Origin of the sequence: Pelagibius sp. Alg239-R121, assembly GCF_947331435.1 — a bacterium.
GTDB lineage: Bacteria > Pseudomonadota > Alphaproteobacteria > Kiloniellales > Kiloniellaceae > Denitrobaculum.
In genome coordinates, this window is the sequence record NZ_CAMZOF010000007.1 from 287834 (window position 1) to 311113 (window position 23280).

Annotated in this window: 26 protein-coding genes; 17 read left to right on the top strand and 9 right to left on the bottom strand. The window is 55.7% G+C overall.

Annotation, left to right across the window (positions count from 1 at the left end; all coding sequences use genetic code 11):
- Positions 1-18 precede the first annotated feature (18 nt).
- Together QMZ18_RS23125 and QMZ18_RS23130 are read left to right on the top strand one after the other, a co-directional pair.
- Complete coding sequence (locus tag QMZ18_RS23125; RefSeq protein ID WP_282608729.1) at positions 19-453, top strand: hypothetical protein; 435 nt, start codon at positions 19-21, stop codon at positions 451-453.
- Positions 453-2045 (top strand): peptidoglycan-binding protein, encoded by a 1593-nt coding sequence (locus tag QMZ18_RS23130; RefSeq protein WP_282608730.1) that lies wholly within the window; start codon positions 453-455, stop codon positions 2043-2045. Before QMZ18_RS23125 ends, QMZ18_RS23130 begins: the two co-directional genes overlap by 1 nt.
- Positions 2046-2066: 21 nt before the next feature.
- On the opposite strand, the gene QMZ18_RS23135 is transcribed toward QMZ18_RS23130, so the two are convergent.
- The gene (locus QMZ18_RS23135; RefSeq protein ID WP_282608731.1) at positions 2067-2672 is read right to left on the bottom strand and encodes a pyridoxamine 5'-phosphate oxidase family protein; all 606 of its coding nucleotides are present in this window, start codon (positions 2670-2672) and stop codon (positions 2067-2069) included.
- A 171-nt stretch (positions 2673-2843) separates the two neighbouring features.
- Between QMZ18_RS23135 and QMZ18_RS23140 the strand changes: the two genes are divergently transcribed.
- The 3 genes from QMZ18_RS23140 (at position 2844) to QMZ18_RS23150 (ending at position 5185) form a co-directional block, all read left to right on the top strand.
- On the top strand, positions 2844-3410 hold the full coding sequence (locus QMZ18_RS23140; RefSeq protein ID WP_282608732.1) for a TetR/AcrR family transcriptional regulator: 567 nt from the start codon (positions 2844-2846) through the stop codon (positions 3408-3410).
- A gap of 134 nt (positions 3411-3544) precedes the next feature.
- Positions 3545-4174 (top strand): glutathione S-transferase, encoded by a 630-nt coding sequence (locus QMZ18_RS23145; protein WP_322097264.1) that lies wholly within the window; start codon positions 3545-3547, stop codon positions 4172-4174.
- Between the two features lie 36 nt (positions 4175-4210).
- Positions 4211-5185, top strand: coding sequence for a pyridoxamine 5'-phosphate oxidase family protein (locus QMZ18_RS23150; RefSeq protein WP_282608733.1), 975 nt, complete (start codon positions 4211-4213; stop codon positions 5183-5185).
- A 14-nt stretch (positions 5186-5199) separates the two neighbouring features.
- Here QMZ18_RS23150 and phnE (QMZ18_RS23155) read toward each other — a convergent pair whose 3' ends face one another.
- From phnE (QMZ18_RS23155) to QMZ18_RS23175, 5 genes are all read right to left on the bottom strand, one after another.
- Positions 5200-6018 carry a phosphonate ABC transporter, permease protein PhnE gene (gene phnE / locus QMZ18_RS23155; protein WP_282608734.1) on the bottom strand — a complete coding sequence of 273 codons (819 nt, stop codon included), beginning with the start codon at positions 6016-6018 and terminating at the stop codon, positions 5200-5202.
- Complete coding sequence (gene phnE, locus QMZ18_RS23160; protein ID WP_282608735.1) at positions 6018-6824, bottom strand: phosphonate ABC transporter, permease protein PhnE; 807 nt, start codon at positions 6822-6824, stop codon at positions 6018-6020. The genes phnE (QMZ18_RS23155) and phnE (QMZ18_RS23160) overlap by 1 nt, the downstream gene beginning before the upstream one ends.
- On the bottom strand, positions 6821-7627 hold the full coding sequence (gene phnC / locus QMZ18_RS23165) for a phosphonate ABC transporter ATP-binding protein (RefSeq protein ID WP_282608736.1): 807 nt from the start codon (positions 7625-7627) through the stop codon (positions 6821-6823). The genes phnE (QMZ18_RS23160) and phnC overlap by 4 nt, the downstream gene beginning before the upstream one ends.
- An 82-nt stretch (positions 7628-7709) precedes the next feature.
- Positions 7710-8687 (bottom strand): phosphate/phosphite/phosphonate ABC transporter substrate-binding protein, encoded by a 978-nt coding sequence (gene phnD, locus QMZ18_RS23170; RefSeq protein WP_282608737.1) that lies wholly within the window; start codon positions 8685-8687, stop codon positions 7710-7712.
- 655 nt (positions 8688-9342) lie between these two features.
- Positions 9343-10047, bottom strand: coding sequence for a glutathione binding-like protein (locus tag QMZ18_RS23175; RefSeq protein ID WP_282608738.1), 705 nt, complete (start codon positions 10045-10047; stop codon positions 9343-9345).
- 263 nt (positions 10048-10310) lie between these two features.
- Between QMZ18_RS23175 and QMZ18_RS23180 the strand changes: the two genes are divergently transcribed.
- The gene (locus QMZ18_RS23180; RefSeq protein WP_282608739.1) at positions 10311-11144 is read left to right on the top strand and encodes a phytanoyl-CoA dioxygenase family protein; all 834 of its coding nucleotides are present in this window, start codon (positions 10311-10313) and stop codon (positions 11142-11144) included.
- 23 nt (positions 11145-11167) lie between these two features.
- Here QMZ18_RS23180 and QMZ18_RS23185 read toward each other — a convergent pair whose 3' ends face one another.
- The gene (locus QMZ18_RS23185; RefSeq protein ID WP_282608740.1) at positions 11168-11767 is read right to left on the bottom strand and encodes a cysteine hydrolase family protein; all 600 of its coding nucleotides are present in this window, start codon (positions 11765-11767) and stop codon (positions 11168-11170) included.
- Positions 11768-11866: 99 nt separating this feature from the next.
- Between QMZ18_RS23185 and QMZ18_RS23190 the strand changes: the two genes are divergently transcribed.
- The 8 genes from QMZ18_RS23190 to QMZ18_RS23225 all read left to right on the top strand — a co-directional run bounded on the left by QMZ18_RS23190 (position 11867) and on the right by QMZ18_RS23225 (position 19235).
- A complete protein-coding gene (locus QMZ18_RS23190; RefSeq protein WP_367575957.1) occupies positions 11867-12781 on the top strand; it encodes a LysR family transcriptional regulator in 915 nt (304 codons plus the stop codon).
- 81 nt (positions 12782-12862) lie between these two features.
- On the top strand, positions 12863-13768 hold the full coding sequence (locus QMZ18_RS23195) for a LysR family transcriptional regulator (protein WP_282608742.1): 906 nt from the start codon (positions 12863-12865) through the stop codon (positions 13766-13768).
- A gap of 50 nt (positions 13769-13818) precedes the next feature.
- A complete protein-coding gene (locus QMZ18_RS23200) occupies positions 13819-14655 on the top strand; it encodes a putative hydro-lyase (RefSeq protein ID WP_282608743.1) in 837 nt (278 codons plus the stop codon).
- Between the two features lie 28 nt (positions 14656-14683).
- Positions 14684-15730 (top strand): TRAP transporter substrate-binding protein, encoded by a 1047-nt coding sequence (locus tag QMZ18_RS23205; RefSeq protein WP_282608744.1) that lies wholly within the window; start codon positions 14684-14686, stop codon positions 15728-15730.
- 73 nt (positions 15731-15803) lie between these two features.
- Positions 15804-16394 carry a TRAP transporter small permease subunit gene (locus QMZ18_RS23210; protein WP_282608745.1) on the top strand — a complete coding sequence of 197 codons (591 nt, stop codon included), beginning with the start codon at positions 15804-15806 and terminating at the stop codon, positions 16392-16394.
- A gap of 3 nt (positions 16395-16397) precedes the next feature.
- Positions 16398-17681: a TRAP transporter large permease gene (locus QMZ18_RS23215; protein ID WP_282608746.1), complete on the top strand. Its 1284-nt coding sequence runs from the start codon at positions 16398-16400 to the stop codon at positions 17679-17681.
- Positions 17682-17731: 50 nt separating this feature from the next.
- The gene (locus QMZ18_RS23220) at positions 17732-18073 is read left to right on the top strand and encodes a helix-turn-helix transcriptional regulator (protein WP_282608747.1); all 342 of its coding nucleotides are present in this window, start codon (positions 17732-17734) and stop codon (positions 18071-18073) included.
- Positions 18066-19235: an MFS transporter gene (locus QMZ18_RS23225; RefSeq protein ID WP_282608748.1), complete on the top strand. Its 1170-nt coding sequence runs from the start codon at positions 18066-18068 to the stop codon at positions 19233-19235. The genes QMZ18_RS23220 and QMZ18_RS23225 overlap by 8 nt, the downstream gene beginning before the upstream one ends.
- 78 nt (positions 19236-19313) lie before the next feature.
- Here QMZ18_RS23225 and QMZ18_RS23230 read toward each other — a convergent pair whose 3' ends face one another.
- A complete protein-coding gene (locus tag QMZ18_RS23230; RefSeq protein ID WP_282608749.1) occupies positions 19314-19997 on the bottom strand; it encodes a GntR family transcriptional regulator in 684 nt (227 codons plus the stop codon).
- Between the two features lie 107 nt (positions 19998-20104).
- Here QMZ18_RS23230 and QMZ18_RS23235 point away from each other — a divergent pair, with 107 nt between their 5' ends.
- From QMZ18_RS23235 to QMZ18_RS23245, 3 genes are read left to right on the top strand one after another with little or no spacing between them, the layout of a single operon-like run.
- Positions 20105-21262 carry a benzoate/H(+) symporter BenE family transporter gene (locus tag QMZ18_RS23235; RefSeq protein WP_282608750.1) on the top strand — a complete coding sequence of 386 codons (1158 nt, stop codon included), beginning with the start codon at positions 20105-20107 and terminating at the stop codon, positions 21260-21262.
- 55 nt (positions 21263-21317) lie between these two features.
- Positions 21318-22466 (top strand): twin-arginine translocation pathway signal protein, encoded by a 1149-nt coding sequence (locus tag QMZ18_RS23240; RefSeq protein WP_282608751.1) that lies wholly within the window; start codon positions 21318-21320, stop codon positions 22464-22466.
- Positions 22463-22945: a MarR family winged helix-turn-helix transcriptional regulator gene (locus QMZ18_RS23245; protein ID WP_282608752.1), complete on the top strand. Its 483-nt coding sequence runs from the start codon at positions 22463-22465 to the stop codon at positions 22943-22945. Before QMZ18_RS23240 ends, QMZ18_RS23245 begins: the two co-directional genes overlap by 4 nt.
- A 9-nt stretch (positions 22946-22954) precedes the next feature.
- Here QMZ18_RS23245 and QMZ18_RS23250 read toward each other — a convergent pair whose 3' ends face one another.
- Positions 22955-23239 carry a cupin domain-containing protein gene (locus QMZ18_RS23250; RefSeq protein ID WP_282608753.1) on the bottom strand — a complete coding sequence of 95 codons (285 nt, stop codon included), beginning with the start codon at positions 23237-23239 and terminating at the stop codon, positions 22955-22957.
- Between the last annotated feature and the right edge of the window lie 41 nt (positions 23240-23280).

Below are 23280 nucleotides of genomic sequence, written 5' to 3' on the forward strand. Positions count from 1 at the left end.
TGCTATGTATCAATAAAAATGCGCTTTGCTCTGTTTAATGTTCTATGGCAGGTGCAAATTTTTGGCGACAAGGAGAAATTTGATATGTCCTTTCAGACGGCGTTCGAATCGGTTCGCGATGGAATCACGGATCTTTCGCAGTTAAACGTCCGCACCTTTACAGGGGAAATTGTCGTAACCGCTGCGAAACTGGAGGGAAAAGATGCCACTCTTGCCGGGTTCCTGAAGGAGGCTACTCAGCAAGGCAAATTAACGGTTGTCGGTTACACGAATATGAAAATAGATGGAGACGTCGATCAGTTCATCTCCGCCACAGCGGCCGAATCGGCAATAGCCGCACACAACAATGCCGTCCAGGCTGGTCAGGCGTCGCGCGCAGCGACTCTCGATTTGTTCATGGGGTTGGTTCGGGAAGGCATTGGCAAGATCAAACCCGAGGCAACTACTAAATAGTGAACGGAAAGGAACAGGCTGCGTTTAGCCGACTCGGTGCGGCGCTGGACGATGCGGTTCAGCTTGGTTACGTCGGCATCGATCCTCAGACCCAGAACGCCGATGTGGTTCGAGCACGCAGGCGCGTTGTCGGCGAGTATCTCTTCCTGTTGGGATATCTGGCGAAACGTCCCGCGGATGACACCAGAGACCGGTCGCAGCGGACGGGTGATCTAAGCCGTTCATTGGGGCATGACAGTGACGGCGACATCCGCGAAGCCGTCCGTAACTTTCAACGCGATGCCGGATTGACGGCCGATGGCTGGGTGGGGCCTGAGACCTGGGATGCCGTTCAGCAGCTCGCGAGTTTCGAATATCCGACAGACGTGACTCGATGGATCTCAGGTGAGAAGCAACGCGAGGTATTGTGGCGGGCGGTTTATCTGCGACTTTTCGCCTTTGGCCTGACCAAGCTGCCGCCGCGCCCAAACTCCCGCCTGCAAAGCAAGCAGGAACAGACAGCGCAGGACATCAGTGAGGGACTTGGTGATTTTGTTAGAGCGGTCGCGGTGCTGCAGCCGTCTGCGCCAAAGCTGGAGCCGGCACTCGTCCGGGAAACAGTCAGCCTGCTGTTTGATCAGCATGCCGTCTGCGCTCTGGTGAAGGTCTATCTGGACAATCCTGCCTGGGCGCCGAAGCAAAAACAAAACCTGCAATTGATCAAGAGTTTCCTGTGCAACACCGCTCGGATCGAACTTTGGCTCTACGGCTACAATGTCGACATCGGAAACTTCAAACGAAAAGGGCCGTTCTTTAAGCCAGACCGTTTCACACAGAGTTTTGATTCGGCAATGCAGGATTTCTGTAGTGACCACGGCAAGGAAAAGGCCTTTTGCGCTCGATCGCAGCGCGAAGAAAGCGATGTACTCGGCTGGTTTTTTGCCCATCTTGTAGCGCTTCGCCTCGACCTGCCGGATCTGCAAAACCCAGAGGATGCTGACCGTGTTGTTGAAAGAGTGCTCGCCGACGAGAAGACCATGACAGGCGTTCGCGGTGCGATTAAAAGCTTGGGCGCGCGGTTATGGGACGGCGTGACCCGGGCCTGGAACTGGATAAAGTCGGTTTTCAAGAAAGTCGTGACCACCGTGAAAAGGGTCGCGAAGCGCGTTATCACCAATATTTCGCGATTCGTGCACGGCGCCGCGTTGAAGGTGTTTTCACACGTGGTTGCGGCAATCAAAGCGGTCGTTGATGGAGTTGATTTTTTGAAGGAAAAAATTGTCCGCGGTTCCGACCCGGAACATATGGTCGTGTTTCATGACAAAGACTGGGACTTCGAGGTGTTTGTCAATGCCTCCGCAGATCCTGCCGTGGTTGATAACCTCACCGAGCGGATTGCTCTGCGCTGCGAAGTTTTCGCTGTCGGAGGCAAGATTGTCGGCAACCTTCTGTCGATTTTTCTCTCAACCCTTCGCAACGGCGTCACGACAGGATGGTTCGCGCTTATGCTCGCCTTTGTGAGGATCTTTAAGTCGGTGAAGCAGCTTCGGGCATTTTCGCAACGCGCGCTTACCTTGATGACTGAACTGGACGGTCTGCGCGCCCAGGCGTGAGCAAGCAGTCGAAACTTCAATCTAGGCTTTAAGAGCTGCGAGCTCGCTCTCCAACTCCACAATCCTGGCTTCGAGCTTTTGCACGACTTGAGCAACGACATCCTCGTCAATTTTGGGTGGGATGTGCTGCGGACAGTTGGCATTCCAGGCCGTGACGGTGAAGACAATGGCCCGTTCTGGTCGGGCGCGGTACCCGGCGACATGCAATCGCTTGATCAATTCCGGATCTTCCGAGATCTCTGCGCGGCCCCAGATCTTCACCCGTTGCCGCCCCATGTAGTCCATCAGGAAAATGAAGGCCTTCGGATTCTCGCTCAGGTTCCCGGTGGTGATGTACTGTTTGTTGCCTTTGAAGTCGGCGAAGGCGAGGCGCTTTTCATCGAGAACAGCCAAAAAGCCTTTGGGGCCGCCGCGGTGCTGTACGTAGGGTTGTCCCTCTGCATTCGCGGTCGAAAGATAAAAGGAATTGCGGTCCGCGACGAAGGCAGCCAGTTCGCCAGTGATGAAATTCAGCCAGTCTGCCGTGCGTTCCATCTCGGCATAGCCGCGCCGTGAGCCATAGCGCTCTTGAAGCTGTTTGACCGCCGGTGTGAAGGCAATATCGCTGATAAAGCTATCGTCATTCATAATCTAATTCCGGCCATGTTTTCTGTTCGGTGTTACCAGCAGTTCGTCTCTGTTTTCGGGGCTTGAGAGAAAATTCATCTCAAGATCCCAATCAACATCTTGAAATTCATGTCCTCTGCATATAGTTTTACCGAACGATCGGTCAATACGTTAATGTGAAAGTACCTTGAAATGCCATCTCCATTATTGTCGAAAGAAGAGGTTATCGATCGCCTCGCACTTGCCTTTCGCGACTTGGGGTACGAGGGGACCAGCTTAACCTTATTGTCCGAAGCGACCGGTCTGAAAAAAGCCAGCCTCTACTACTACTTTCCTGGTGGTAAGGAGGAAATGGCGTCGGTCGTGATTGAACAGGTTCAGGCCTGGTTCGGCGAGAATGTTTTCAAGCCGCTGAAAGGAGAAGGGACGCCCGCGTCACGCCTAAAGAAAATGACGTCGGCCCTCCATCGCTTTTATGACGGTGGTACCCGCGCCTGCATTCTGGACGTTTTCGCCATCGGGCAGGCCGGGGTCATGTTCTCCCCCCACCTGGCGGCCGCGCTGAAAGCCTGGGAAAAGCTTATTGCCGAAGTGGTCGTGGATGCGGGGATCGACAAGGCGACGGCCCGGTACCGAGCCGAGGATGCACTGGTATCGATCGAAGGCGCCTTGGTCTACACGCGGGTGACCGGGTCGTCGAAAACTTTCAAACGTATCCTATCGAATCTACCCGACCGGCTTTTGGCACCCGCTGCTTAGCATTGCTAATCCGGCGAGGCCGAACCCTCCGGAAGACGGACACGCGGCCACAGGACAGCGAATAACAAGACTGTGTCTGGATATTTAACAAACGTTCGGTAAAATTCTCGAGCGTGACGCACAAAGGAAGAATCATGAAGCCTAGCCAAGCGATCAAACTTTACCGTCACCCCTTATCGGGGCATTGCCACAGAGTTGAACTGTTTCTTTCGATTCTGGGGTTGCCCTATGAAACCGTTGATCTCGACATGGCAAATGGCGCGCACAAAGCTGCCGATTTTCTGGCACTCAACCCACTTGGCCAGGTGCCGGTGATCGATGATGGTGGCGTCGTGATTGCGGATTCCAATGCAATCCTGATTTATTTGGCTGCTAAGTACGATGATGGAAGTTGGTATCCGAGCGACGCTGTAGGCGTTGCAGAGGTTCAACGCTGGCTTTCGGTAGCTGCAGGGCAGATCGCTTTTGGTCCGGCGGCGGCCCGTCTTGTGACCGTATTCGGCGCTCCGCTGAATGCCGAGGAATTGGTTGCACGTGCAGCCGGTATCCTAGGTGTCTTGGATGGGGTTTTGGCTGACAGGCTTTTTCTGGCCGGCGAGAAGCCCTCGATCGCCGATGTTTCAGGCTACAGCTATATCGCGCATGCACCGGAAGGCAATGTGTCTCTGGAGCCTTTCCCCAATGTCCGTGCCTGGCTGGCCCGAGTTGAAGCCTTGCCTGGTTTTGTTGCAATGCCGGTGACTAAAGCGGGACTGGTTGCCTGACAGCGGGCTGAAGCGTCGTGCCCAGGAAAGAATGCGATGACTGAACCAGGATGGAATGCGGAAGGCTCGCCCTTCCACGAGGGAGAGCAGGAAGCTCAAGCACGCGCGGGCGTTCGGGAGCGTATGGAGCGTATCGGCCGGCGTGTGGTGCGTGATTTCATGCCGGATCAACATCGTCAGTTTTTTGCCAAGCTTTCGACCCTATTGATTGGCCACGTGGACGGACAGGGCAGACCATGGGCCTCTATCTTGATCGGTCAACCTGGGTTCATTACGTCGCCTGATCCCAGGCAATTGCATATTGCCGCCGAACCTCTTGCTGGTAGCCCTTTGAGTGGAGAGCTGCTGGAAGGTATGGATGTCGGTCTGCTGGGTCTGGAATTTCACAGCCGTCGCCGGAACCGGATGAATGGCAAAGTCGTGACGCTTCGCCCCGGCGCTTTTTCCGTGAAGGTGGATCAGTCCTTTGGAAATTGCCCAAAGTTCATCCAGACGCGCAATCTGGTCTCAAACGGCAGTACAGTGGGGGACTTGCAACCAACCGCAACGCGTGCTGATTTTTTTGGGCCGGCGCAGCGCAGGCTGATCGAGCAAGCGGACACCTTTTTCATCACTTCGCAATTTTCCCAGGATCGCGATGACGCGACACAAGGAGCCGACGTGTCCCATCGGGGTGGGAAGCCCGGATTCGTACGATGTGAGGGCGATCGGCAAATCCTGTGGCCCGACTTTCACGGCAACGCGCATTTCAACACAATCGGCAATATCCTACGCAATCCCAAATCCGGCCTGCTGTTCCTCGACTTCGCGACCGGTGATTTGCTCTATATCACCGGGACAAGCGAAGTGATATGGGAGGGTGCGGAAGTTGAAGCCTTCGAAGGTGCCGAGCGTCTGATGCGCTTCACCGTCACCGAGTTGATCTACGTCGAGGCAGCATTGCCGTTCGAATGGGAGTTTCAGGCCTTTTCACCAGTCCTAGATAAGACTGGTTCCTGGGAACCACTCTAAAGGCCGGCTCGCCGTCAAATAATCGCGCCCCTGACTTTGGCGGAAACCATTTCGCTGAGGATCACGGCGGCAAAGATGACAAGCAGGATGAGGGAGACCTGCGGCCAAGCCAGCACGTTCAGCGACGCCTGCATCTGCAAGCCGATCCCGCCGGCACCGACCAGGCCCAGTACCGTTGACTCACGAATATTAATGTCCCACCGGAACACAGTGATGCCGGCGAAGGAGGGCATGATCTGCGGAACGATACCGTAGGCCATGACCTGCCAGGGACTGGCGCCGGTAGCCTTGATGGCCTCGACCTGCTTTTCGTCGATCTCCTCGATCGCCTCATACAAAAGCTTGGCACAGAAGCCGATGGAGCGCAGGGCGATGGCAATGGTGCCTGCAAAAATACCGGGCCCGATGATCGCGACCAGCAGCAAAGCCCAGATCAGAGAGTTGATCGAGCGGGAAGAGACGATGATCAGCAGTGCAGGCCAGCGGCAGAGATATTTATGTGGTGTCGTGTTGCGGGCAGCCAGAAAGGCCACAGGGACGGCCAGGAACAGTGACAAAAGAGTCCCGATTGTGGCGATGTTGATCGTATCCCACAGAGGCTCCCAGAGCTCGTTGATGTAGGGCCACTTCGGCGGCATTGCGCGGGAGGCGATGTCTCCGGCGATATTGGGAGCGTCCATCACGAAGAACCATGTCGTTTGCTCTGATATTGTTTGCCAGCAGTACATGATGACGGCTACTGCAACGAACCAGGCAAACCAGCGGGCGAGCTGGGCATTGCGGTCGCTTAGCCGCCAGACCTTTTGGCCGCTTTTGTCTGTTGAAACTGCCATTACTGCACCTTTGCCCGAATGACGCCCGATAGATATTCAAGGCACATGACGATCGTAATGATGATGATGATGATGGCGGCAGCAGTGTCGAATTCATAGCGGTCGAACGCCGTATTCAAAGTCGCTCCGATACCCCCGGCCCCTACAAGGCCAAGAATAGCGGATTCACGGAAGTTGATGTCCAGCCGGTACATTGAGAGACCGATCAGGCGCGGCATGACTTGAGGCTGAATGCCGTAGTTGATCCACTGAAGCCAGGCGGCACCCGTGGCCTTGATGGCCTCGGCCTGTGAGCGGTCCGTATCTTCGATGTCTTCGGCTAGAAGCTTGGAGAGAAAGCCGATGGTTGCGAAGGACAATGTAATGAATCCGGCGAGTGGTCCGAAACCAAAGATCGCGACCATCAGGATGGCCACGATAATTTCATGCAGGGCGCGGGAGACCGCTATAATGCCCCGGCAGATGATGTAGACGGGCAGGGGTGCAATATTCCGCGCCGCGCCCAGGCCGATGGGAATGGAAATGATGATTCCGGCGGCCGTTGAGGTAATGGTCATGATGACGGATTCCATCATTCCGTCGTAGATATCGGACCAACGGCTGATAAAATCGGGGTGGGTGAAGGCCAGAATGAACCGCCCGCCACGATCCAGCCCTTCGTAGACCCGCGACCAGTTGACCTCGAGGGATCCAACAGCGAGCAGGAGGTAGGCGAGTGACCCGAGCAACAGGCTCCAACGCAGAAAGGGATTTTTGATCAGCGGCGGCTTTCGCCATTTTCGCGGCGCGGACAAGGTCGCGCTCATGCAACGGCTCCTTCTTCGGGCGTAACAACTTCCTCTTCATCGACCTTTTCTATGGTTGCTTCCCAGTCCTCCTCGCCATAGATCTGAGTTAAGGTATCCGGTGTGAGCTCGTTGGGCGGGCCGTCGTAGACCACTTCACCGAAGCGCAACCCGATCACCCGCTGGACGAACATTTGCGCCAGGGCCACATCATGGATGTTGATGATGGCTGCCAAATCGCGCTCCGCGCAAAGTTCGCAGATCAGGCGCATGATCTGACGTGAGGTTTTGGGATCGAGCGAAGCGGTCGGCTCATCGACAAGCAGCAGTTCGGGATCCTGTATCAGCGCGCGTGCAATGCCGACTCGTTGTCTCTGGCCACCCGAAAGCTCGTCGGCCCGTTTGTCGGCCATGTGATCCAGTCCAACGCGCTCGAGCAGCCGGAAAGCCTCGTCGACCGCGCTTTGGGGATAGCGTCGCAGGAACGATCGCCAGAAGCCGACGTAACCCAAACGGCCGGAGAGAACGTTTTCCATGACCGTCAAGCGTTCGACCAGCGCATATTCCTGAAAGATCATGCCCATGCGCCGCCGGGCCTGCCGCAAGGCACCAGATCCAAGTTTCGTTAGTTCCTTGCCGTTGAGGTCGACGCCGCCCGACGTCGGTTCAACCAGTCTGTTGATACAGCGTATCAAGGTACTTTTACCGGCGCCGGACGGGCCGATCAGGGCCACGACCTGCCCCTTGGGAATTTCCACGTCGACGGCTTTCAGCGCCAGATCACCCGTCGCATAACGCTTGGTCAGTTGGTTCAGCTTTAACATGGCGTTCTACCTGTAAATACGACACGGCACGCCCGGCACCGGTAAAGGCGCCGAGCGTGTCTCGTCTAATCAGGAAATCCTGTTATTTGCAGGCGTAGGAAACGTTGTTCGCCGCATCGATCTTGCGGATCACGCTCCAGAACTCCTTGTAGGTCATGGGAAGGAATTTGCTTTCCTTTGACTTGGAGAATTCTTTTTCCAATGACGTGCCGGCCCATTCAAAGCTGAAGAACGCGTCCTTGACCTGTTCCTGAATCTCGGGTTTCAGATTGTAGGCAACACCGAAGCCGGTTGTGGGAAAGGTTTGCGACTTGTAGATCGTCGTCACTTGATCTTCTTTGATGACGTCCCGCGATATCATGCGCAGCTTGACTGAGTTTGCGATGGATGCAGCAACGTAATCCTTGTTGGCGACGCCGAGAATCGAATTGTCGTGCTTACCGGAGAACGTCGCTTCGAAGTCGCGGTCCTTGATCATGTCGAACTCTGATTTCAGGAGCGCAGACGGCGCCTTGAAACCGGAATTGGATGTGGGGGACGTAAAGGCCAGGGTCTTGCCCTTCAGATCTTCAACCTTTTCGACACCGCTGCCCGGATAGGTGATGATCTCCATCTCATATCCAAAACTTCCGTCGTCGCGGGCCATGATGGTAAAGGGCTTAAACCCGGCGCAGTTGACCGCGAGCGGGTTCGATCCCGTATTGAAACCGGCGATGTGCAGGCGACCGGAGCGCATGGCCTCGATTTCCGCTGCGTTGGATTGGACAGGGAAGAAGATGACTTCCTTGCCGGTTTTCTTCTCCAGGTGATCGATAAAATCCGACCAGGCTTCCTTATAGACAGCGGGGTCTTCTACCGGTGTATAGGCAAAGATCAGCGTGTCAGGGTCCAGCCATTTGGAAGAATCAGTCGGCGTATCGGCGATCAGGTCGCCATCGGCATCGCAAAATCGAGTGTCGAGGTCGCCCCGTGGGCAGTCAGCAGCCGAGGCGGTCGTTACGTTGAATGAAAGGCAGGCTAGAACGCTTGCACAGCTAAACAGAATGTCTCGAAGTTTCATCAGTTTCTCCCTGTGTTTTTGTATTTGTTGTTTGTGATATCAGCAGATTGATTCTGCTTGTCTCCTTAACTCCTCCTGACGATTCGATCGGCGCATTGAATGTCCCCAGGAAGTCTTTTTGATTGAAACATAATTGTCATTTATTTGTAACAACTACGTTTCAGAAAGCAAAATGATTCGGTTCGATATCGGGAAATGTGCGTTTGAGAACGCAAAAGGGTAACGGGCTTAGAGAAAGACCAGCGCTGTGGCGGATAAGGAAAACGCAAAGTAGTTTATGATTTTGCGGGCGATTTTCTCAATGAACCGTCAATGGGTCGCAGCTGGAGAACTTGAGAAAAGCCAAGGCGTTTGAGTTGTATTTTTTACTTAAAAAAACACATTTTAACAATGAGTTATGCAAAGTTCGTGAGTTACGAAACGACTCACAAAAAATCGGGCGAACCGCTGTCAATAACGTGATTGAGAAAGCAAAATTATGGTGGTGGCAGGAAAAAGACAGAGGCGTTGCTCACCTGTCGGTTCGCATTGGATCTCAGAAACACTGATATCGTTGCAGAGTGCAGACCCTTTCGAATTCGAAAAAAACCGAAAGGGTCTGCGAATGCCTTCAAGCGGCATTTCTTCCGCATAAGGTGTTCTCTGATGTTACGGATCAGTCTCTGGACGGCTGGACAAGGCCTCGTTCAACGGCTGGGCGGGCGAGGCAACGTTCCAGATAGGCCACGACATTGGGATAGTTATTCATACCGACAGTATCGCCTGCCTCGTAGAATCCGACTACGGTCCGAATCCATGGGAAAGTTGCGATGTCCGCGATGCTGTAATCTGCGCCCATGATGTAGTCACGGCCTTCTAGGCGCCCGTTCATCACGCTCATCAGGCGTCGGGTCTCATTGAGATAGCGTTCGGTCGGATAAGGGTCGGTGATTTTGTCTGCGGCGAACTTGAAGAAGTGTCCAAACTGGCCGAACATCGGGCCGACACCGCCCATCTGGAACATCAGCCATTGAATGCACTCGATCCGGGCCGATGGGTCGGATGGCAGCAGCTTTCCCGTTTTCTCAGCGAGATAAAGCAAGATTGCGCCACTTTCGAACAGCGGGAGCGGCTCTCCGTTCGGACCATCAGGGTCGATGATCGCGGGGATTTTATTATTTGGGTTGAGGGACAGAAATTCAGGTGTCATCTGATCATCATTGCCGAAAGACACCAGATGCGGTTCGTAAGGTAGTTCCATCTCCTCCAGGGCGATCGAAACCTTCACGCCATTGGGAGTTGTAAGAGAATAGAGCTGGATACGGTCGGGATGGGCAGCTGGCCAGCGCTTGGTTATCGGAAAGTTTGAAAGATCGCTCACTGAGATTTCCCCTCTGGAGGCTGATTTCGGTCGACAGAGAGCAACCGCCCTCTCTCCTTAATTGATTGTTGACCAACTGGTCATGAATAGCGAGTGGTTCAATCGTAGTGTCGGAAACGATCTGTTTCCGGTGCTTACCTGTTTCGACGCAACTGCGAAAGCCCCGTGATATCTCAACATTTGACACGGAAGATTCATTTATCGAATTTTAGCTTCGCGGCGATAGTGTTTGTCCTTCAGGATCACCGGTAAGCGGATTGTCCATGACTCAGGATCACGTTTCCCAATTTCGAGCGCAGGGATATGCCATCGTTCGCGGCGTCTTCTCGCCTGAAGAGATTGCCCGGATGGCGGAAGCTTTTGATGCTATCCACGAGCGAGCGATTTCTGGCGGACGCAACTGGCGTGACCGCAATACCTACTTCTGCCTGGCCGATGATCCAGCGAAAGGCCGGATTTTACGTTACGTACAATGGCCGGGTTGGATCGATAAAGCTTTGGAGCAAGTCCGCCGCGACCCTCGGTTTCTGGAGATCCTTGCTCCATTAATCGGTCGGGATCTAAAGCAGATCATCAATCAGATGCACTGGAAGGCCCCCGGCGCATCGGCGGAATTCGGTTTTCATCAGGATTCCCGCTCTCGCCGTCCACGAGAAGCTTATCGCGATCTGGCCAGTTCCTATATTCAGACCGGAATCGCTATTGATCCGCACTCGATTGAAAACGGCGCCATGGTGGTCTGTCCCGAGAGCCATCTGCGCGGCGACCTGCCGTTCGACACGAACCAGCGTTCCATGGACCAGGAAATGGATACCGCGGATCTGTCGCGCCTGGGCATTCGTTCCGACAAGATTGCCGTACTAAAGATGTCGCCGGGCGACGTTGCGCTATGGCATGTCCACACGATGCATGGTTCAGGCCCCAACCGTTCAAGCATCGATCGGCGTTTCTACATTAATGGCTATGTGGTCGCGGACAATTGCGACCGGGGCGAATGGGCGTTCCGTAACGGCGAGGCTTGTCCGCTGCTAGGCGAACAAAGCCTCGTACATTATGAAGAACTTCACAGCAATCCGGGCCCCATGTATCTCGAGTAGGGACCCGGGTTTCTCGAGCCCGGTTAATCAGCGATATCCGTTACATTCGGCAGGATGCAAGCAAAGCGATCAGCCAGGGCTGCCAGCGCACTCTCGTGCAGGACACTCGCTTCCACCGCCCCGCCACCTGGCTTCGGCAGAGCACGTGTTGTGGTTGTCTCTTCCACGATCGTGTTGCTGTAACCCAGATCGAAGGCGGCGCGGGCCGTTGAACTCACGCACATATGTGTCATGAAACCCGCAAGGATCAGATCCTTGCGGCCGATCTTCTCCAGCTCTTCCTGCAGGTTCGTGTCGGCCAGCGCGTTCGGCTTGCGCTTTTCGATTACAAGTTCGCCGGCTTCCGGAGCGACTGCGTCCATGATCTGTCCACGCTGGGCGGTGCGGTCGAAGGCGCCTCCCTGGCCGCCAACGTGGGCGATATGGATGATTGGCGTGCCTGCCGCCCGGGCGCGTTCTAAGAGTGTTGCGGCATGTGACACGGCGGTCTCGACGTTATGGAGCTTGAGCGGACCGTCCGCGTATTCATTCTGCAGGTCGATCATGACGAGCGTGGCGTTAGACAGTGTGGCTTGAGGAAGAGAGGCGCCCGCAAGGTCGAGCAGTGTTTTGGGTTCGGACATTTTTTGTCTCCAAGGAATTCGTCTGGTTTCCCATTTTAGCTAATGTATGTTTCCTGCAAATCCTCGACAATTGCAGCTACATCCTGCATTTTTGCAGGCATGATAAATTGGGATGATGCAAAGGTGGTTCTTGCGGTCGCGCGAGGCGGTACCTTCGCTGCTGCGGCCCGGACTCTGGGGCTTGACGAAACGACCATTGCGCGGCGGCTGACTCGGATGGAACGTGCCCTGGGTCTAGAGGTGTTTCAGGCTCACGACGGTCGCCGGATACCGACTTCTCGCGGCGCGACGCTCATTGCCCAAGCCGAGCGCCTGGAAGTCGAGGCGCTGCGGCTGGAACATCTCGCTGGCGAGAATACCGAAGAAGCCATCGGATGTGTACGTATCGCCGCGACTGACATGATGACTCGGCATATTTTGGCACCGCAGATCGGCAAGCTGCTGAAGGCGCATCCCAAGGTCACGCTACGTTTCCTCACCGGGCATGAGAACGTCAGCTTCGCACGCTGGGAAACTGATCTGGCAGTGCGCCTCGCCCGACCGGAGCGGGGCGACCTAGTGGTCCGCAAACTTGCCGATCTTCGCTTTGCCGTCTTCGAAAGTCCTGATAACAAAAGCCCTGGTAACAGAAAGCCTGAAGTAAAGAAGGCAACAACGCGCAAATGGCTGGCCTATCACGATGACCTTGCCCATTTGCCCGAAGCCAGGTTTGTCGCAGGCAAGCTGGATGGGGCCGAACCGGTGCTCCGTAGCAACGACCTGGATGCCCTGACGGCGGCGGTCGAAACCGGGGCAGGTGCTGCTTGTTTGCCAATGTTTGTTGCGCAGACAACACAAAGGGGAAAGCTCGGCCGGCTCTCTGTAGTGCCGGACGAAAAAGACCTCAACCTTGTTCGTGAAGCCTGGCTTTTGATGCGACCCGATCAGCGGGAGGTTCACTCGGTCCGCGCGGTTGCGGACTGGATCGTAGAGTCTTTTCGCGAAGCGCAGCCGCGGCTCTTGGGACAAACGTAAGCAGCACCCATTAAGCGTTACGCTTTACCTGGCAGCGGCTTTCGGGAGATAAGAAAAGAGAACCCCGACACTAGGTCTGTGATGCTGCAACGAAACCTCGATACCTTTTACTGGGTTGCGACACTAAAGAGCTTTCGCAAGGCGGCCGAGAAGCTTTTTCTCACCCAGCCCGCGATTTCTGCGCGCATAGCGTCTCTTGAAGAGAACCTCAATGTTGCGCTGTTCGACCGGGAAGGGCGCTCAATCCAGCTTACGCCTCACGGCCGCAAACTCCTTGTCTATGCGGAGAAATTTATCCGGTTGGAAGAGGCTCTGCTGCGGGACTTCGGCCAACAAAGTGGCGCGGGTGCCGCGCTGCGCGTTGGAGTCTCCGAGACACTTGCAACGACGTGGTTCCCTGAGTTCCTGGCTCGACTATCGAATGAGCGGCCTGCTGTCTCGATGGAAATACACGTGGACGCTACATCCGTGCTTCGGGAACAACTGGTCCAGCGGGAAATCGATCTGGCCTGCCTGATGGGGCCGGTCTCGGATTCTTCCATTTGTAATCTGGAACTCTGTCAATTCGAGATGGCCTTTGTTGCAGTGCCCAAGCTGTCGGCATTACACAAATCCTGGTCTTGCGCTGCGCTTGCCGCACAGCCATTGCTGACCTTCGCCAGTAATACGCGGCCACATCGTGAGCTCCTGGAATTGCTGAGCGGACCCGACCTGCCTGCGCTCAAGATGACCAGCGCCAGCTCGCTCTCTACTCTGACCAAACTGGTGCGCGAAGGGGTCGGCTTGGGTGTATTGCCGTTGGCTGCTGTAGCAGGCGAAATAGAGTCCGGGTCGCTTTGTGTGTTGAAGACGGATTTGCAGCTCAATGCGATTGGCTTCACGGCCTCCTATGCCATGTCACCGTTCTCCAGTGTTCCCGCGGATGTCGCTAAGGCGGCACAGGCTTTTCTCAAACCCAAACTCATAAAAAAGATCTATCGAAAATGATCAAAAGTTAGAATTGGAATTTATTGAAACTATCTTGTTACGCTTCGGTCATGAAAGCGGCGATCCAATTCGACTATTCAACACAAGGTCAGGCGGTCCGGCAAAGTGCCCGATCGGGAGACTTGAGCGGCCATACCTCTGGCCTGGCGCGTGGTAACCTGCAAGGCAATGTCGTTATTTTGCCTTCCAGTCATGCCGGTTCCTTCCTGCAATATTGTCTGAACAATCCGAAGCCTTGTCCGTTGATCGGGGTGTCGGCGCTCGGTGATCCTGCGCTGCCTTCGCTCGGGCGGGATATCGATATTCGCACAGATCTGCCGCGCTATCGGGTCTTTCACAACGGAGTATACGACGAAGAAACCACCAACATCGTCGAACTCTGGAGTGACGACTTCATGACGTTTGTTATCGGTTGTTCCTTCACCTTCGAACAGGCCCTGCAAGACAATGGTGTTGCAGTGCGGAACATCGATGATGAACTTAATGTGCCGATGTTCCGGACCAACATCGAGACTATGCCGGCAGGGCCTTTCTGCGGGCCACTGATCGTTACTATGCGGCCGGTGAAGACCGAGTTGGTCCCCGCTGCATTCGAAGCGACGCGGCCTTTCACCCACTCCCACGGCGTGCCAATCCATGTTGGCGCGGCGTCGGATCTTGGAATTGCCGATCTCGACAAACCGGACTTTGGCGATGCCATCGAAGTCGCGGAAGGGGAAGTGCCCGTGTTTTGGGCTTGCGGCGTCACACCACAACTGGCGCTTGGCGTCGCAAAACCACCGATCTGCATAACACATTCGCCCGGATCCATGCTGGTGACCGACCTAAACGGCGATGAACCGCCGACGGTCGATTTCCCTTTTTCAATGATCACAACGAACAAATAACAAAACACATGAACAGAGAGGTTCTAACATGTTTACGCGTAACGCAATTTTGGCGGCAGGCTTGGCGGCCTGTACCGCCATTCCGAGTATCTCGGCAAGTGCTGCCGACGTTTCCCTGAAGGTTGTAGGCACCTGGGCCAACCTGACCAACTATCAAAAGCACGAAGGCCCGTTCTGGGCTGAGAAGATCGGGGAGGCCTCCGGCGGTTCGATCAAGGGCGAAATCAAACCCTTGACCGAACTTGGCCTGAAAGGCTTCGAGATCATGCGCCTGTTGAAGCTGGGCGTATTCGATTACGCCCATGGCTTACCAGGCTATGTCGCCTCTGAGAATGCGATTTTCGAGGGCGCTGACCTTTCGACGATCGCACAGGATATCGAGACCGAGCGTAAGATTGCCGATGCCTATTTCCCGACGTTGGAGAAATCCTTCGAGGAAATCTACGGGGCCAAACTGCTGCAGCTCTATCCCTTCCCGAGCCAGACCCTCTGGTGCGCCACGCCAGTCTCGGGCATCGAGGATCTGAAGGGTAAGAAGATCCGTGTCTATTCGACAACGCTTGGTGATTTCGTGCAGGGCGTGGGCGGCGAGTCCGTGACGGTCTCCTTCGGCGAAGTGATCCCGGCCCTGGAAAAGGGTGTCGTTGACTGCGCGATCACAGGGACCATGTCCGCCTACACCGCCAAATGGCATCAGGTTGCCACCCATGCCTATACACTGCGGGTCGGCTGGGGCCTGGCTTTCGGCGCGATGAATCTGAACAAATGGAATTCGCTTTCGGCTGATCAACAGACCACCCTGACGACAGAGCTCGATGCCCTGACTGAGGCCATGTGGGCGGAGACGGCGACAGAAGACGAAGTTGCAGTTGCCTGTCTGACCGGTGGCAAGTGTGAGATCGGGGACGCCGCGAACATGGTGCTGGTTGAGCCGTCCGACGCGGACTTGAAGGCCACGGAAGCGGTTGCACGCGATGTCATTTTGTCCCGCTGGGCAGAGCGCTGCGGCGCAGATTGCGCCGACAACTGGAACAAGACCGTCGGACCGATCGTCGGGCTGTCCGCCAAGAAGTAACCCTGCGACACTATGCGGGAAGAGCAAGCGTTTGAAGGCTCTTCCCGCATTTTTTATTGGGGAGGTCTGTCTCATGCTCGACAGCCTTGTTGGTTCTCTGGACCGAATCTCGCGCCGACTTGCGTGGGTCGGCGGTGCCGCTGTGCTGGTCGCCGCGGGTGTCGTGACCTTTGATGTCATAGCCCGCAAGTTCTTCGGCTTCTCGCTAGCAGGTGCTGACGAAATTTCAGGTTACGTCCTCGCGGATGCTGTGGCCTTGTCCCTGGCATTTGTGATTTTTGAACGGGCGAACATCCGCATCGATCTTGCGGTTAAGTCCTTTCCGTCGCTGTTGCAGGGCGCATTTGATTTGCTTGCGTTATTGCTGTTGCTCGCTTTTCTCGGGGTTGTCACCTACTACGGCTGGAACCTGTTGTCGGACTCCTTTCAGCATGGCTCTCGGGCGGTCACGCCGCTGCGCACGCCGCTGGCAATCCCGCAGACGATCTGGATCGCCGGGTTAATCTTTGCCCTGTTTTCGGGAAGTGTTTTGTTCGTTGCCGGTGCGGCGGCGATTGCCAAAAGGCGTTATGCCGCAGCACAAAAACTGATCGGCATAAAGTCACTCGACGAGGAAATCGAGACGGAATCGGCCGATATTCTCCCTCAAGAAAAGAAGGGCTAAGCCATGGTTGCGACAATCGCCGTCCTGCTGTTGGCCCTCATCGCGATCGGTGTTCCCGTTGCCGCCTCTCTCGGCTTGCTGGGGTTGATCACGGCAGAACTTTTTTCATCCATGCCGCTGCATCGCGCGATCGGCGATATTGCCTGGCAGAATTCGACCGAATTCCTCCTGGTCGCCATTCCTATGTTTGTCCTGCTGGGGGAGATCCTGTTGCGCGCCGGGATTGCTACACGGATGTACGAAGCCATGGCCCGTTGGCTATCCTGGCTGCCCGGTGGTCTGATGCATTCAAACATCGGTGCCTCTGCACTCTTTGCTGCGACTTCGGGGTCCAGCGTGGCGACAGCGGCCACCATTGGCACGGTCGCGCTGCCTGAAGTGCATAAGCGTAATTACAACGAACCGCTGTTTCTCGGCACGATCGCTGCCGGCGGAACTCTTGGAATCCTCATCCCGCCATCGATCAATCTGATCGTATATGGGCTGTTGACCGATACCTCCGTGCCGGAACTCTATCTGGCGGGGTTTCTTCCCGGCTTCGTTTTGGCGCTTGTCTTCATGGCCGTGGTCGCCGTTGCCTGCCTGGCGAAGCCAAAACTCGGCGGTGACGCGACACACTACAGTTGGGCCGAGCGGATCGCTGCCTTGCCCGATCTGATCCCGCCTATACTGATTTTTCTGGTCGTTGTGGGGTCGATCTATGCGGGATTTGCCACCCCGACCGAGGCCGCTTCGCTGGGTGTCTTTGCCGCGCTCGGCCTGGCTGCCTGGACCCAGACACTCACCTTGGCGATGCTGCGCATCGCCTTCGAGAACACTATGCGGGTGACCGCGATGATCATGCTGATCATTATCGCCGCCATCTTTTTGAACTTCGTGCTTTCGGCCACCGGCGTGACAGATATCTTCGTGCGCTTCGTGACCGGCCTCGGTCTGAGTCCGTTGGAGACCATGCTGCTGATCATCCTGGGATACGTCATCTTAGGCTGCTTCATGGAGACTTTCTCCATGTTGATTACGACCGCGCCTTTGATCACTCCGATCGTGATTGCGCTGGGTTATGACCCGGTCTGGTTCGGCGTATTGCTGATGGTGTTACTGGAGACCGCACTGATTACTCCGCCGATCGGGATCAATCTCTATGTCGTGCAAGGTATCCGCACCAAGGGCGTGATCGGCGATGTAATGGTCGGGATCATCCCCTTTGTCGTGGCCATGTTCGTGGTCATCGGTCTGCTGCTTGCTTTCCCCGATCTGGCGCTCTGGCTGCCGAAACAGTTTTATTGATCGATAGTCGATTTGACATCAATGTTATTGCCTTTTATCGTTAATCGTCGATGTACAATAAAAGGTTCGTCGAAATGGTGCATTCGGGTGCTGATGAGCGACTGGCTGCTCAACTTAAAGCCGTAGCGCATCCGGCCCGCTTGCAGATTCTTGAACTGCTGGCGGAGCGTGGAGAGTGTGTTTGCGGCGAAATCGTCGAGGTTTTGCCGTTGGCGCAGTCGACTGTGTCGCAGCACCTCAAAATCCTGAAGAAAGCGGGCTTGCTCTGTGGCAGCATTGATGGTCCGCGCTCCTGCTACTGTCTGGATGGTGCAGCACTTCTTGCGTTTCGAAAGGCTTTTGACGAACGCTTCAGCGAGCTCGAAGCGTGCAACAAGCTGCAGGATGCTTGAACGTCATCACGGCGGCTTTGTTGTGCAGGCTTGGCAGGCACGGCGGCTCTTCGCCGTCATACCGTTGTTCGCCTTCAGCACTGGCGCGCTCTACCCTCTCATTGCGCTCGAACTTTCTTCAAGCGGACTCAGCAAGGCTTTCATCGGTGCCGTAACCTCCGCGTGGTACCTTGGCACCTTTCTTGGTTCGGCATTGGGCGGACCGATCATGCGTCGGTTCGGCTATCGCCGGTCCTTCCTCTGCGCGGCTGTACTGGCAGCGTTCTCAGTGTGGGGATTGAACCTTTCCGATTCGCCATTTGTCTGGCTTACCTTGCGTTTCGCTGGCGGGATTTGCCTAGGCGTCTATTACCTGTTGATGGAGAGCTGGATCAGCGGCCTCGCAACGCCGGCCACGCGCGGACGCATGCTGGCGTCCTATGAAGCGATCCGTATCACGGCCGTGGCCCTGGGGCCTCTTTTGTTGCTGGTTGCCGCAACCCATACTGCCTTTGCATTGATTGGCGCCGTCTTCCTATTTGCAATCGTTCCGATCGTTGGAGCTCAGCCGCCAGACACCGGTTTCAAACGTGTCGAGTGGCGAGAAGCCCTAGGCCTGTTCGTATGTTCTCCCTGTACGATTGCGTTAACGGTTGTTGCCGGGTTCTTGAGCTCTTCGTTCTATGGTTTCGGCGCGATCTACGCTGAAAGCCAAGATTTTTCACGGGCTGAGGTCGCGTTGTTCGTGTCGGTGACGCTGCTTGCTCCGGCAGTGACGCAATTGCCCGTCGGGGCCATTGCGGATCTTTTCGGTCGCGCGCAGACGGGTGTGTTGGTCTCCGCATTGGCGGCGGCGTGCGCGTTCATCCTAGCCTTTGAGTTGTCGGGCTCATTTCTTGTGATGACGACTCTGGCGGCAATCGTTATCGGCCTGGGTAGCCCACTCTATGCGCTTGGGCATGGCCGGCTTGTGGATGGCGGCCACGAGTTGATCATGTCTACCACGGCCGGATTGATCGGCTATAATCTAGGCACTTTTCTTGGACCTTTTGGGGCGGCACTGGCGATGGATGTCAGCGGACCTGCTGGGTTGTATCTATGGGTGGGCCTTTGCCTTCTCCTTGGTTCGGGCGCCGCGGCATCAGCTGCTTTGCAGCGTCAATTGCGCTGTTGTCCACTTTAACACCAGGCTCGGTATGGGTAATCTTACCTGCTCCGGAAAATCCTGCAGTCTTGCTGATTCGTTTAAAGACTCAGTTGCTCAGAGTTCGGTTAAACGCCTGTAAAGGGTTTGACCGCCTTCTTCGATGTGCTGCATGAGGCAACCTACCGCGTCTGCTTCGTCGCGCCGCCGGCACGCTTCCAGCAAAGTGCGATGTTCGCGGTGGGACTTTTCGGCGTAATCCAAAGTACCGATGGCAACCCGCAGGTAGCGGTCGGCGGCGTTGCTGAGGTTTTCGACATGGGCGAGCAATCTCGGGCGGGCGCAGGGCTGGTAAAGCGTCTGGTGAAAGGCCGCATTCAACTTGCCGAATTCGCCGACTGGCGCCGTCTCCATCTCTGCTTGAAGATCTTCTGCCCGGCCGATCTGCGCGTTGGTAAGTTCGGGTAGCGCCAATCGCAGGGCGAGCGTCTCAGCGGCACTCCGCATTTCGTAAATCTCGCGGACGTCCTCCGCGCTGACCGGCGCGACCGTTGCGCCTTTGTTGGGTGTGAAGGCGATGAAGCCTTCGGCCTCCAAGCGATAGAGCGCTTCCCGGACTGGCATGCGACTTACACCGAACCGTTCCGCCAACAGCTGTTGGCGCAAGAGGCTGCCGGCGGTCAGCCGGCCACTGATGATATCCTCACGGAGCGTCTGAAGGATTTCCAAGGCCTGTTCGCCATGGCGGCCCTGTGACGCGCTTTCATCCTGATGGGCCATAACAGCGGAGGGTCTTTTCATCTCGGCGTCATTCTTTGTTTCGGAGGAATGGTAACTCAATTTGAGCATTGACAAAATAATCATATTGGATCCAGATGGAAAAATTGTATCCAATATGAAATAGCGATATGCGTGCGTCAGTTATCATCTCCGCTTTGGTTGCGATCCTTGTGGGTTTCGGCAGCTCTGTGGCCGTTATTCTGGCTGCGGCGAGGGCCGTAGGCGCCAGCCCTGATCAGGCGTCATCTTGGGTGGCTGCTCTTTGCCTATCGATTGCGGCAACGACCGCGATCTTGAGTTTTCGTCACCGCATGCCGATTGTGGCGGCCTGGTCAACACCCGGTGCGGCCTTAATCGCGACGTCCCACGGGATTTCGATTCAAGAAGCCGTTGGTGCCTTCTTTCTGGCGGCGGTCCTGATCTTAATGACCGCCGCGTTTCGGCCGGTTGGTGCACTGATTGCAAGGATACCTACAGCCATCGCGTCCGCCATGCTGGCTGGCGTACTGTTCGGGTTTGTGCTCTCCATGTTCGATCACCTGCAGATCAGCCCCGAACTGGTTCTGCCTCTTTTGGCCGCCTTCGTTGTGCTTAGGATATACTCCGCGGCTTGGGCGGTTCTAATCGCACTGATGTTGGGGGGCCTGCTCGCGCACATTCTGGGGATGACGGGTCCGGTTGGCGATTTGCGGTTTTCCAGCTTCACCTGGGTTCAGCCGGATTTCAATCCGGTGACGCTGATTGGGTTGGGTCTACCGCTCTATATCGTAACCATGGCCTCGCAGAACCTTCCGGGTTTTGCAGTGCTCAAGGCGGCAGGCTATTGCGTTCCCTCGCGTTCCATCCTGTCGGTGACGGGACTCGCCTCTCTGTTGACTGCCGGTGTGGGTGCTCACACCACGAACCTTGCCGCGATCACCGCGTCCATTTGCACAGGCGCCGAAGCACATCCTGACAAAAACAAACGTTGGCTTTGCGGACCGGTCTATGCAGCCGGCTATGCGCTTCTTGCCATATTCGGTGCATCGCTGGTGACCCTCTTTGCGAGCTTTCCTGAGGCTCTTATCGCCACCGTTGCCGGGGTTGCGCTCGCCGGCCCTTTCGTCGCTTCGTTAAGTGCGAGCCTGACAGGAGAGGGAAATCGCTTTGCCGCCGCAACGACTTTTGCTGTCACGGCATCTGGTGTTTCCGCGTTTGGCATTGGCGCCGCCTTTTGGGGCTTGGTTGCAGGTCTCGTTGTATTCGTGTTGGAGCACCTGAACAGCCGGCGTAAAATTCTGCCTTGAAATTAGTTTGGCATCAAACTAAATGGTTTGATATCAAACTAATCGAGGTGATGCCATGAACAGACGAAAATTCGTTGCGCTTGCCGGCGGCGGTGTGATTTTGGCCGCAGGCACCGGCGGCTTCCTTGTGACCAGGACGCCCGACAAAGCCCTGCAGCCCTGGCAGGACGCAGGCTCTGTTTACTCCGATCCGCGCAAAAAGGCTTTGTCCTACGCGATCCTGGCGCCAAACCCGCACAATCGTCAGCCTTGGCTGATTGATCTTTCGAAAGTGGGGCAGGCCACGATCTACGTGGATACTGACCGATTGCTTCCCCACACGGATCCCTACAGCCGGCAAATCACAATTGGGCTGGGGTGTTTTCTGGAACTGATGCGTATGGCCGCCGGCCATGATGGTTTTCGTGTCGACATGGATCTTTTCCCGCAAGGCCAGGATAGCGAAGCACTCGACAGGCGGCCAATTGCGATCGCGACCTTCGTTAAAGATAGTACGGTGAAGCCCGATCCGCTGTTTAAGCATGTCCTTGCGCGCCGATCGCTCAAGGAGCCGTACGATATGGAGCGTGCGGTTTCTTCGGAGGTGCTGTCCAAACTCCAGGCCGTTACCGGTGATGGCGTAGTATCCGGAAGCAGCAACGACAGAGCTGTAGTGCAGTCACTGCGCGCGCTGACCCGGGATGCCATGATTGTGGAGATCGAAACCCACCGTACTTATAAGGAGAGCGTCGACCTCTTTCGCATTGGCAAATCAGAGGTCGAGGCCAATCCCGACGGTATCGATTTTTCAGGCCCGATGTTCGAAACAATGCATCTGACCGGTCTCTTCTCGCGCGAGGCGGCGCTGGACCGGACTTCGAGCAGCTTTTCGCAGGGTCGTGAAATTGTTCTAAAAAGCATAGATGCGACGATGGCCCACTTTTGGCTGGGAACGCCCGGCAACAGCCGTAACGACCAGATCAACGCGGGGCGAGATTGGCTACGGGTCAATCTTGCCGCCACCTCTCTGGGTTTGGGCATTCAGCCTTTGAGTCAGGCTTTGCAGGAGTATCCGGAAATGGCGACGCACTATGAAGAGATCCATCGCATGGTCGCGCCGGAGGGCGGAACCGTGCAAATGCTAGCGCGTTTGGGTTATGGTGCCTCGATTCCGCAGAGCCCACGTTGGCCGCTCAGCGCAAAAATTATGAAAGAGCAGGTTTGACCAATTCAGTTTCGAGCGGAAAAGCCCTGAAGAACCCGGCGCGGCAAAAGCTCGCGTTCCAGTTCTTCACCGAAGTGGGGATCATTCAGCAGCTTGGAACGGCCCTGTTCAATAAGCGCTTGCCGGAAGGACTTCATGTTTCCCACTTTTCAATATTAAATCACATGATGCGTTTAGGTGATGGCAAGACGCCGCTTTCCCTGGCCGAATCCTTTCAGGTGACCAAGGGGACTATGACCCATACGCTTGCTGGGCTCACCAAGCGCGGGTTGGTTCGGGTCGAACCCAACGCTTTGGACGGGCGCAGTAAGCTGGTGTTTCTAACCGATGACGGCCGTGTGTTTCACAAGACTGCAATCGAGAGTCTTGCCCCAATGTTCGCCATGCTGGATGAGAAAATCGACTTTGATAAGCTGATCGAAGTGATTCCCCTGCTGCAAGAAGTGCGTGAAATTCTGGACAGCAATCGCGATATGTAAGCGACGTGCTTATTTGGTCTCGACTTCGATGAAAGCGAACTCGAAGTCGTTGGCGTTGATGACGTCATGCTCGACCCCGGTTTCGCGGAAATAGGGTATGCCTTTCTTCAGGTCTGCAATGCTTTCTGCGCCACCTTCAGTGACGATCTTGAGCTGGCCGTCCAGCATAGGCACGACGACGTAGTCCAATTCGTGGCGATGCCAGCCGGTGGCGGCACCGGGCGCGAAGCGCCATTCGGTGACCCGGACTTTGTCGTTGTCGATGAAGACGGTTGGTTTTGCAGCTTCGGTCATTATTGGCCTCGATTGACGGTGGATTCAAACCGCCCTGGAAT

Bases quoted from the DNA above. Each gene is read 5' to 3' on its own strand.
- QMZ18_RS23125 (WP_282608729.1), top strand. From the start codon at position 19: ATGCGCTTTGCTCTGTTTAATGTTCTATGGCAGGTGCAAATTTTTGGC.
- QMZ18_RS23135 (WP_282608731.1), bottom strand. From the start codon at position 2,672: ATGAATGACGATAGCTTTATCAGCGATATTGCCTTCACACCGGCGGTC.
- QMZ18_RS23140 (WP_282608732.1), top strand. From the start codon at position 2,844: ATGCCATCTCCATTATTGTCGAAAGAAGAGGTTATCGATCGCCTCGCA.
- QMZ18_RS23145 (WP_322097264.1), top strand. From the start codon at position 3,545: ATGAAGCCTAGCCAAGCGATCAAACTTTACCGTCACCCCTTATCGGGG.
- QMZ18_RS23150 (WP_282608733.1), top strand. From the start codon at position 4,211: ATGACTGAACCAGGATGGAATGCGGAAGGCTCGCCCTTCCACGAGGGA.
- phnE (WP_282608734.1), bottom strand. From the start codon at position 6,018: ATGGCAGTTTCAACAGACAAAAGCGGCCAAAAGGTCTGGCGGCTAAGC.
- phnE (WP_282608735.1), bottom strand. From the start codon at position 6,824: ATGAGCGCGACCTTGTCCGCGCCGCGAAAATGGCGAAAGCCGCCGCTG.
- phnC (WP_282608736.1), bottom strand. From the start codon at position 7,627: ATGTTAAAGCTGAACCAACTGACCAAGCGTTATGCGACGGGTGATCTG.
- phnD (WP_282608737.1), bottom strand. From the start codon at position 8,687: ATGAAACTTCGAGACATTCTGTTTAGCTGTGCAAGCGTTCTAGCCTGC.
- QMZ18_RS23180 (WP_282608739.1), top strand. From the start codon at position 10,311: ATGACTCAGGATCACGTTTCCCAATTTCGAGCGCAGGGATATGCCATC.
- QMZ18_RS23185 (WP_282608740.1), bottom strand. From the start codon at position 11,767: ATGTCCGAACCCAAAACACTGCTCGACCTTGCGGGCGCCTCTCTTCCT.
- QMZ18_RS23190 (WP_367575957.1), top strand. From the start codon at position 11,867: ATGATAAATTGGGATGATGCAAAGGTGGTTCTTGCGGTCGCGCGAGGC.
- QMZ18_RS23195 (WP_282608742.1), top strand. From the start codon at position 12,863: ATGCTGCAACGAAACCTCGATACCTTTTACTGGGTTGCGACACTAAAG.
- QMZ18_RS23200 (WP_282608743.1), top strand. From the start codon at position 13,819: ATGAAAGCGGCGATCCAATTCGACTATTCAACACAAGGTCAGGCGGTC.
- QMZ18_RS23205 (WP_282608744.1), top strand. From the start codon at position 14,684: ATGTTTACGCGTAACGCAATTTTGGCGGCAGGCTTGGCGGCCTGTACC.
- QMZ18_RS23210 (WP_282608745.1), top strand. From the start codon at position 15,804: ATGCTCGACAGCCTTGTTGGTTCTCTGGACCGAATCTCGCGCCGACTT.
- QMZ18_RS23215 (WP_282608746.1), top strand. From the start codon at position 16,398: ATGGTTGCGACAATCGCCGTCCTGCTGTTGGCCCTCATCGCGATCGGT.
- QMZ18_RS23220 (WP_282608747.1), top strand. From the start codon at position 17,732: ATGTACAATAAAAGGTTCGTCGAAATGGTGCATTCGGGTGCTGATGAG.
- QMZ18_RS23225 (WP_282608748.1), top strand. From the start codon at position 18,066: ATGCTTGAACGTCATCACGGCGGCTTTGTTGTGCAGGCTTGGCAGGCA.
- QMZ18_RS23230 (WP_282608749.1), bottom strand. From the start codon at position 19,997: ATGAAAAGACCCTCCGCTGTTATGGCCCATCAGGATGAAAGCGCGTCA.
- QMZ18_RS23235 (WP_282608750.1), top strand. From the start codon at position 20,105: ATGCGTGCGTCAGTTATCATCTCCGCTTTGGTTGCGATCCTTGTGGGT.
- QMZ18_RS23240 (WP_282608751.1), top strand. From the start codon at position 21,318: ATGAACAGACGAAAATTCGTTGCGCTTGCCGGCGGCGGTGTGATTTTG.
- QMZ18_RS23250 (WP_282608753.1), bottom strand. From the start codon at position 23,239: ATGACCGAAGCTGCAAAACCAACCGTCTTCATCGACAACGACAAAGTC.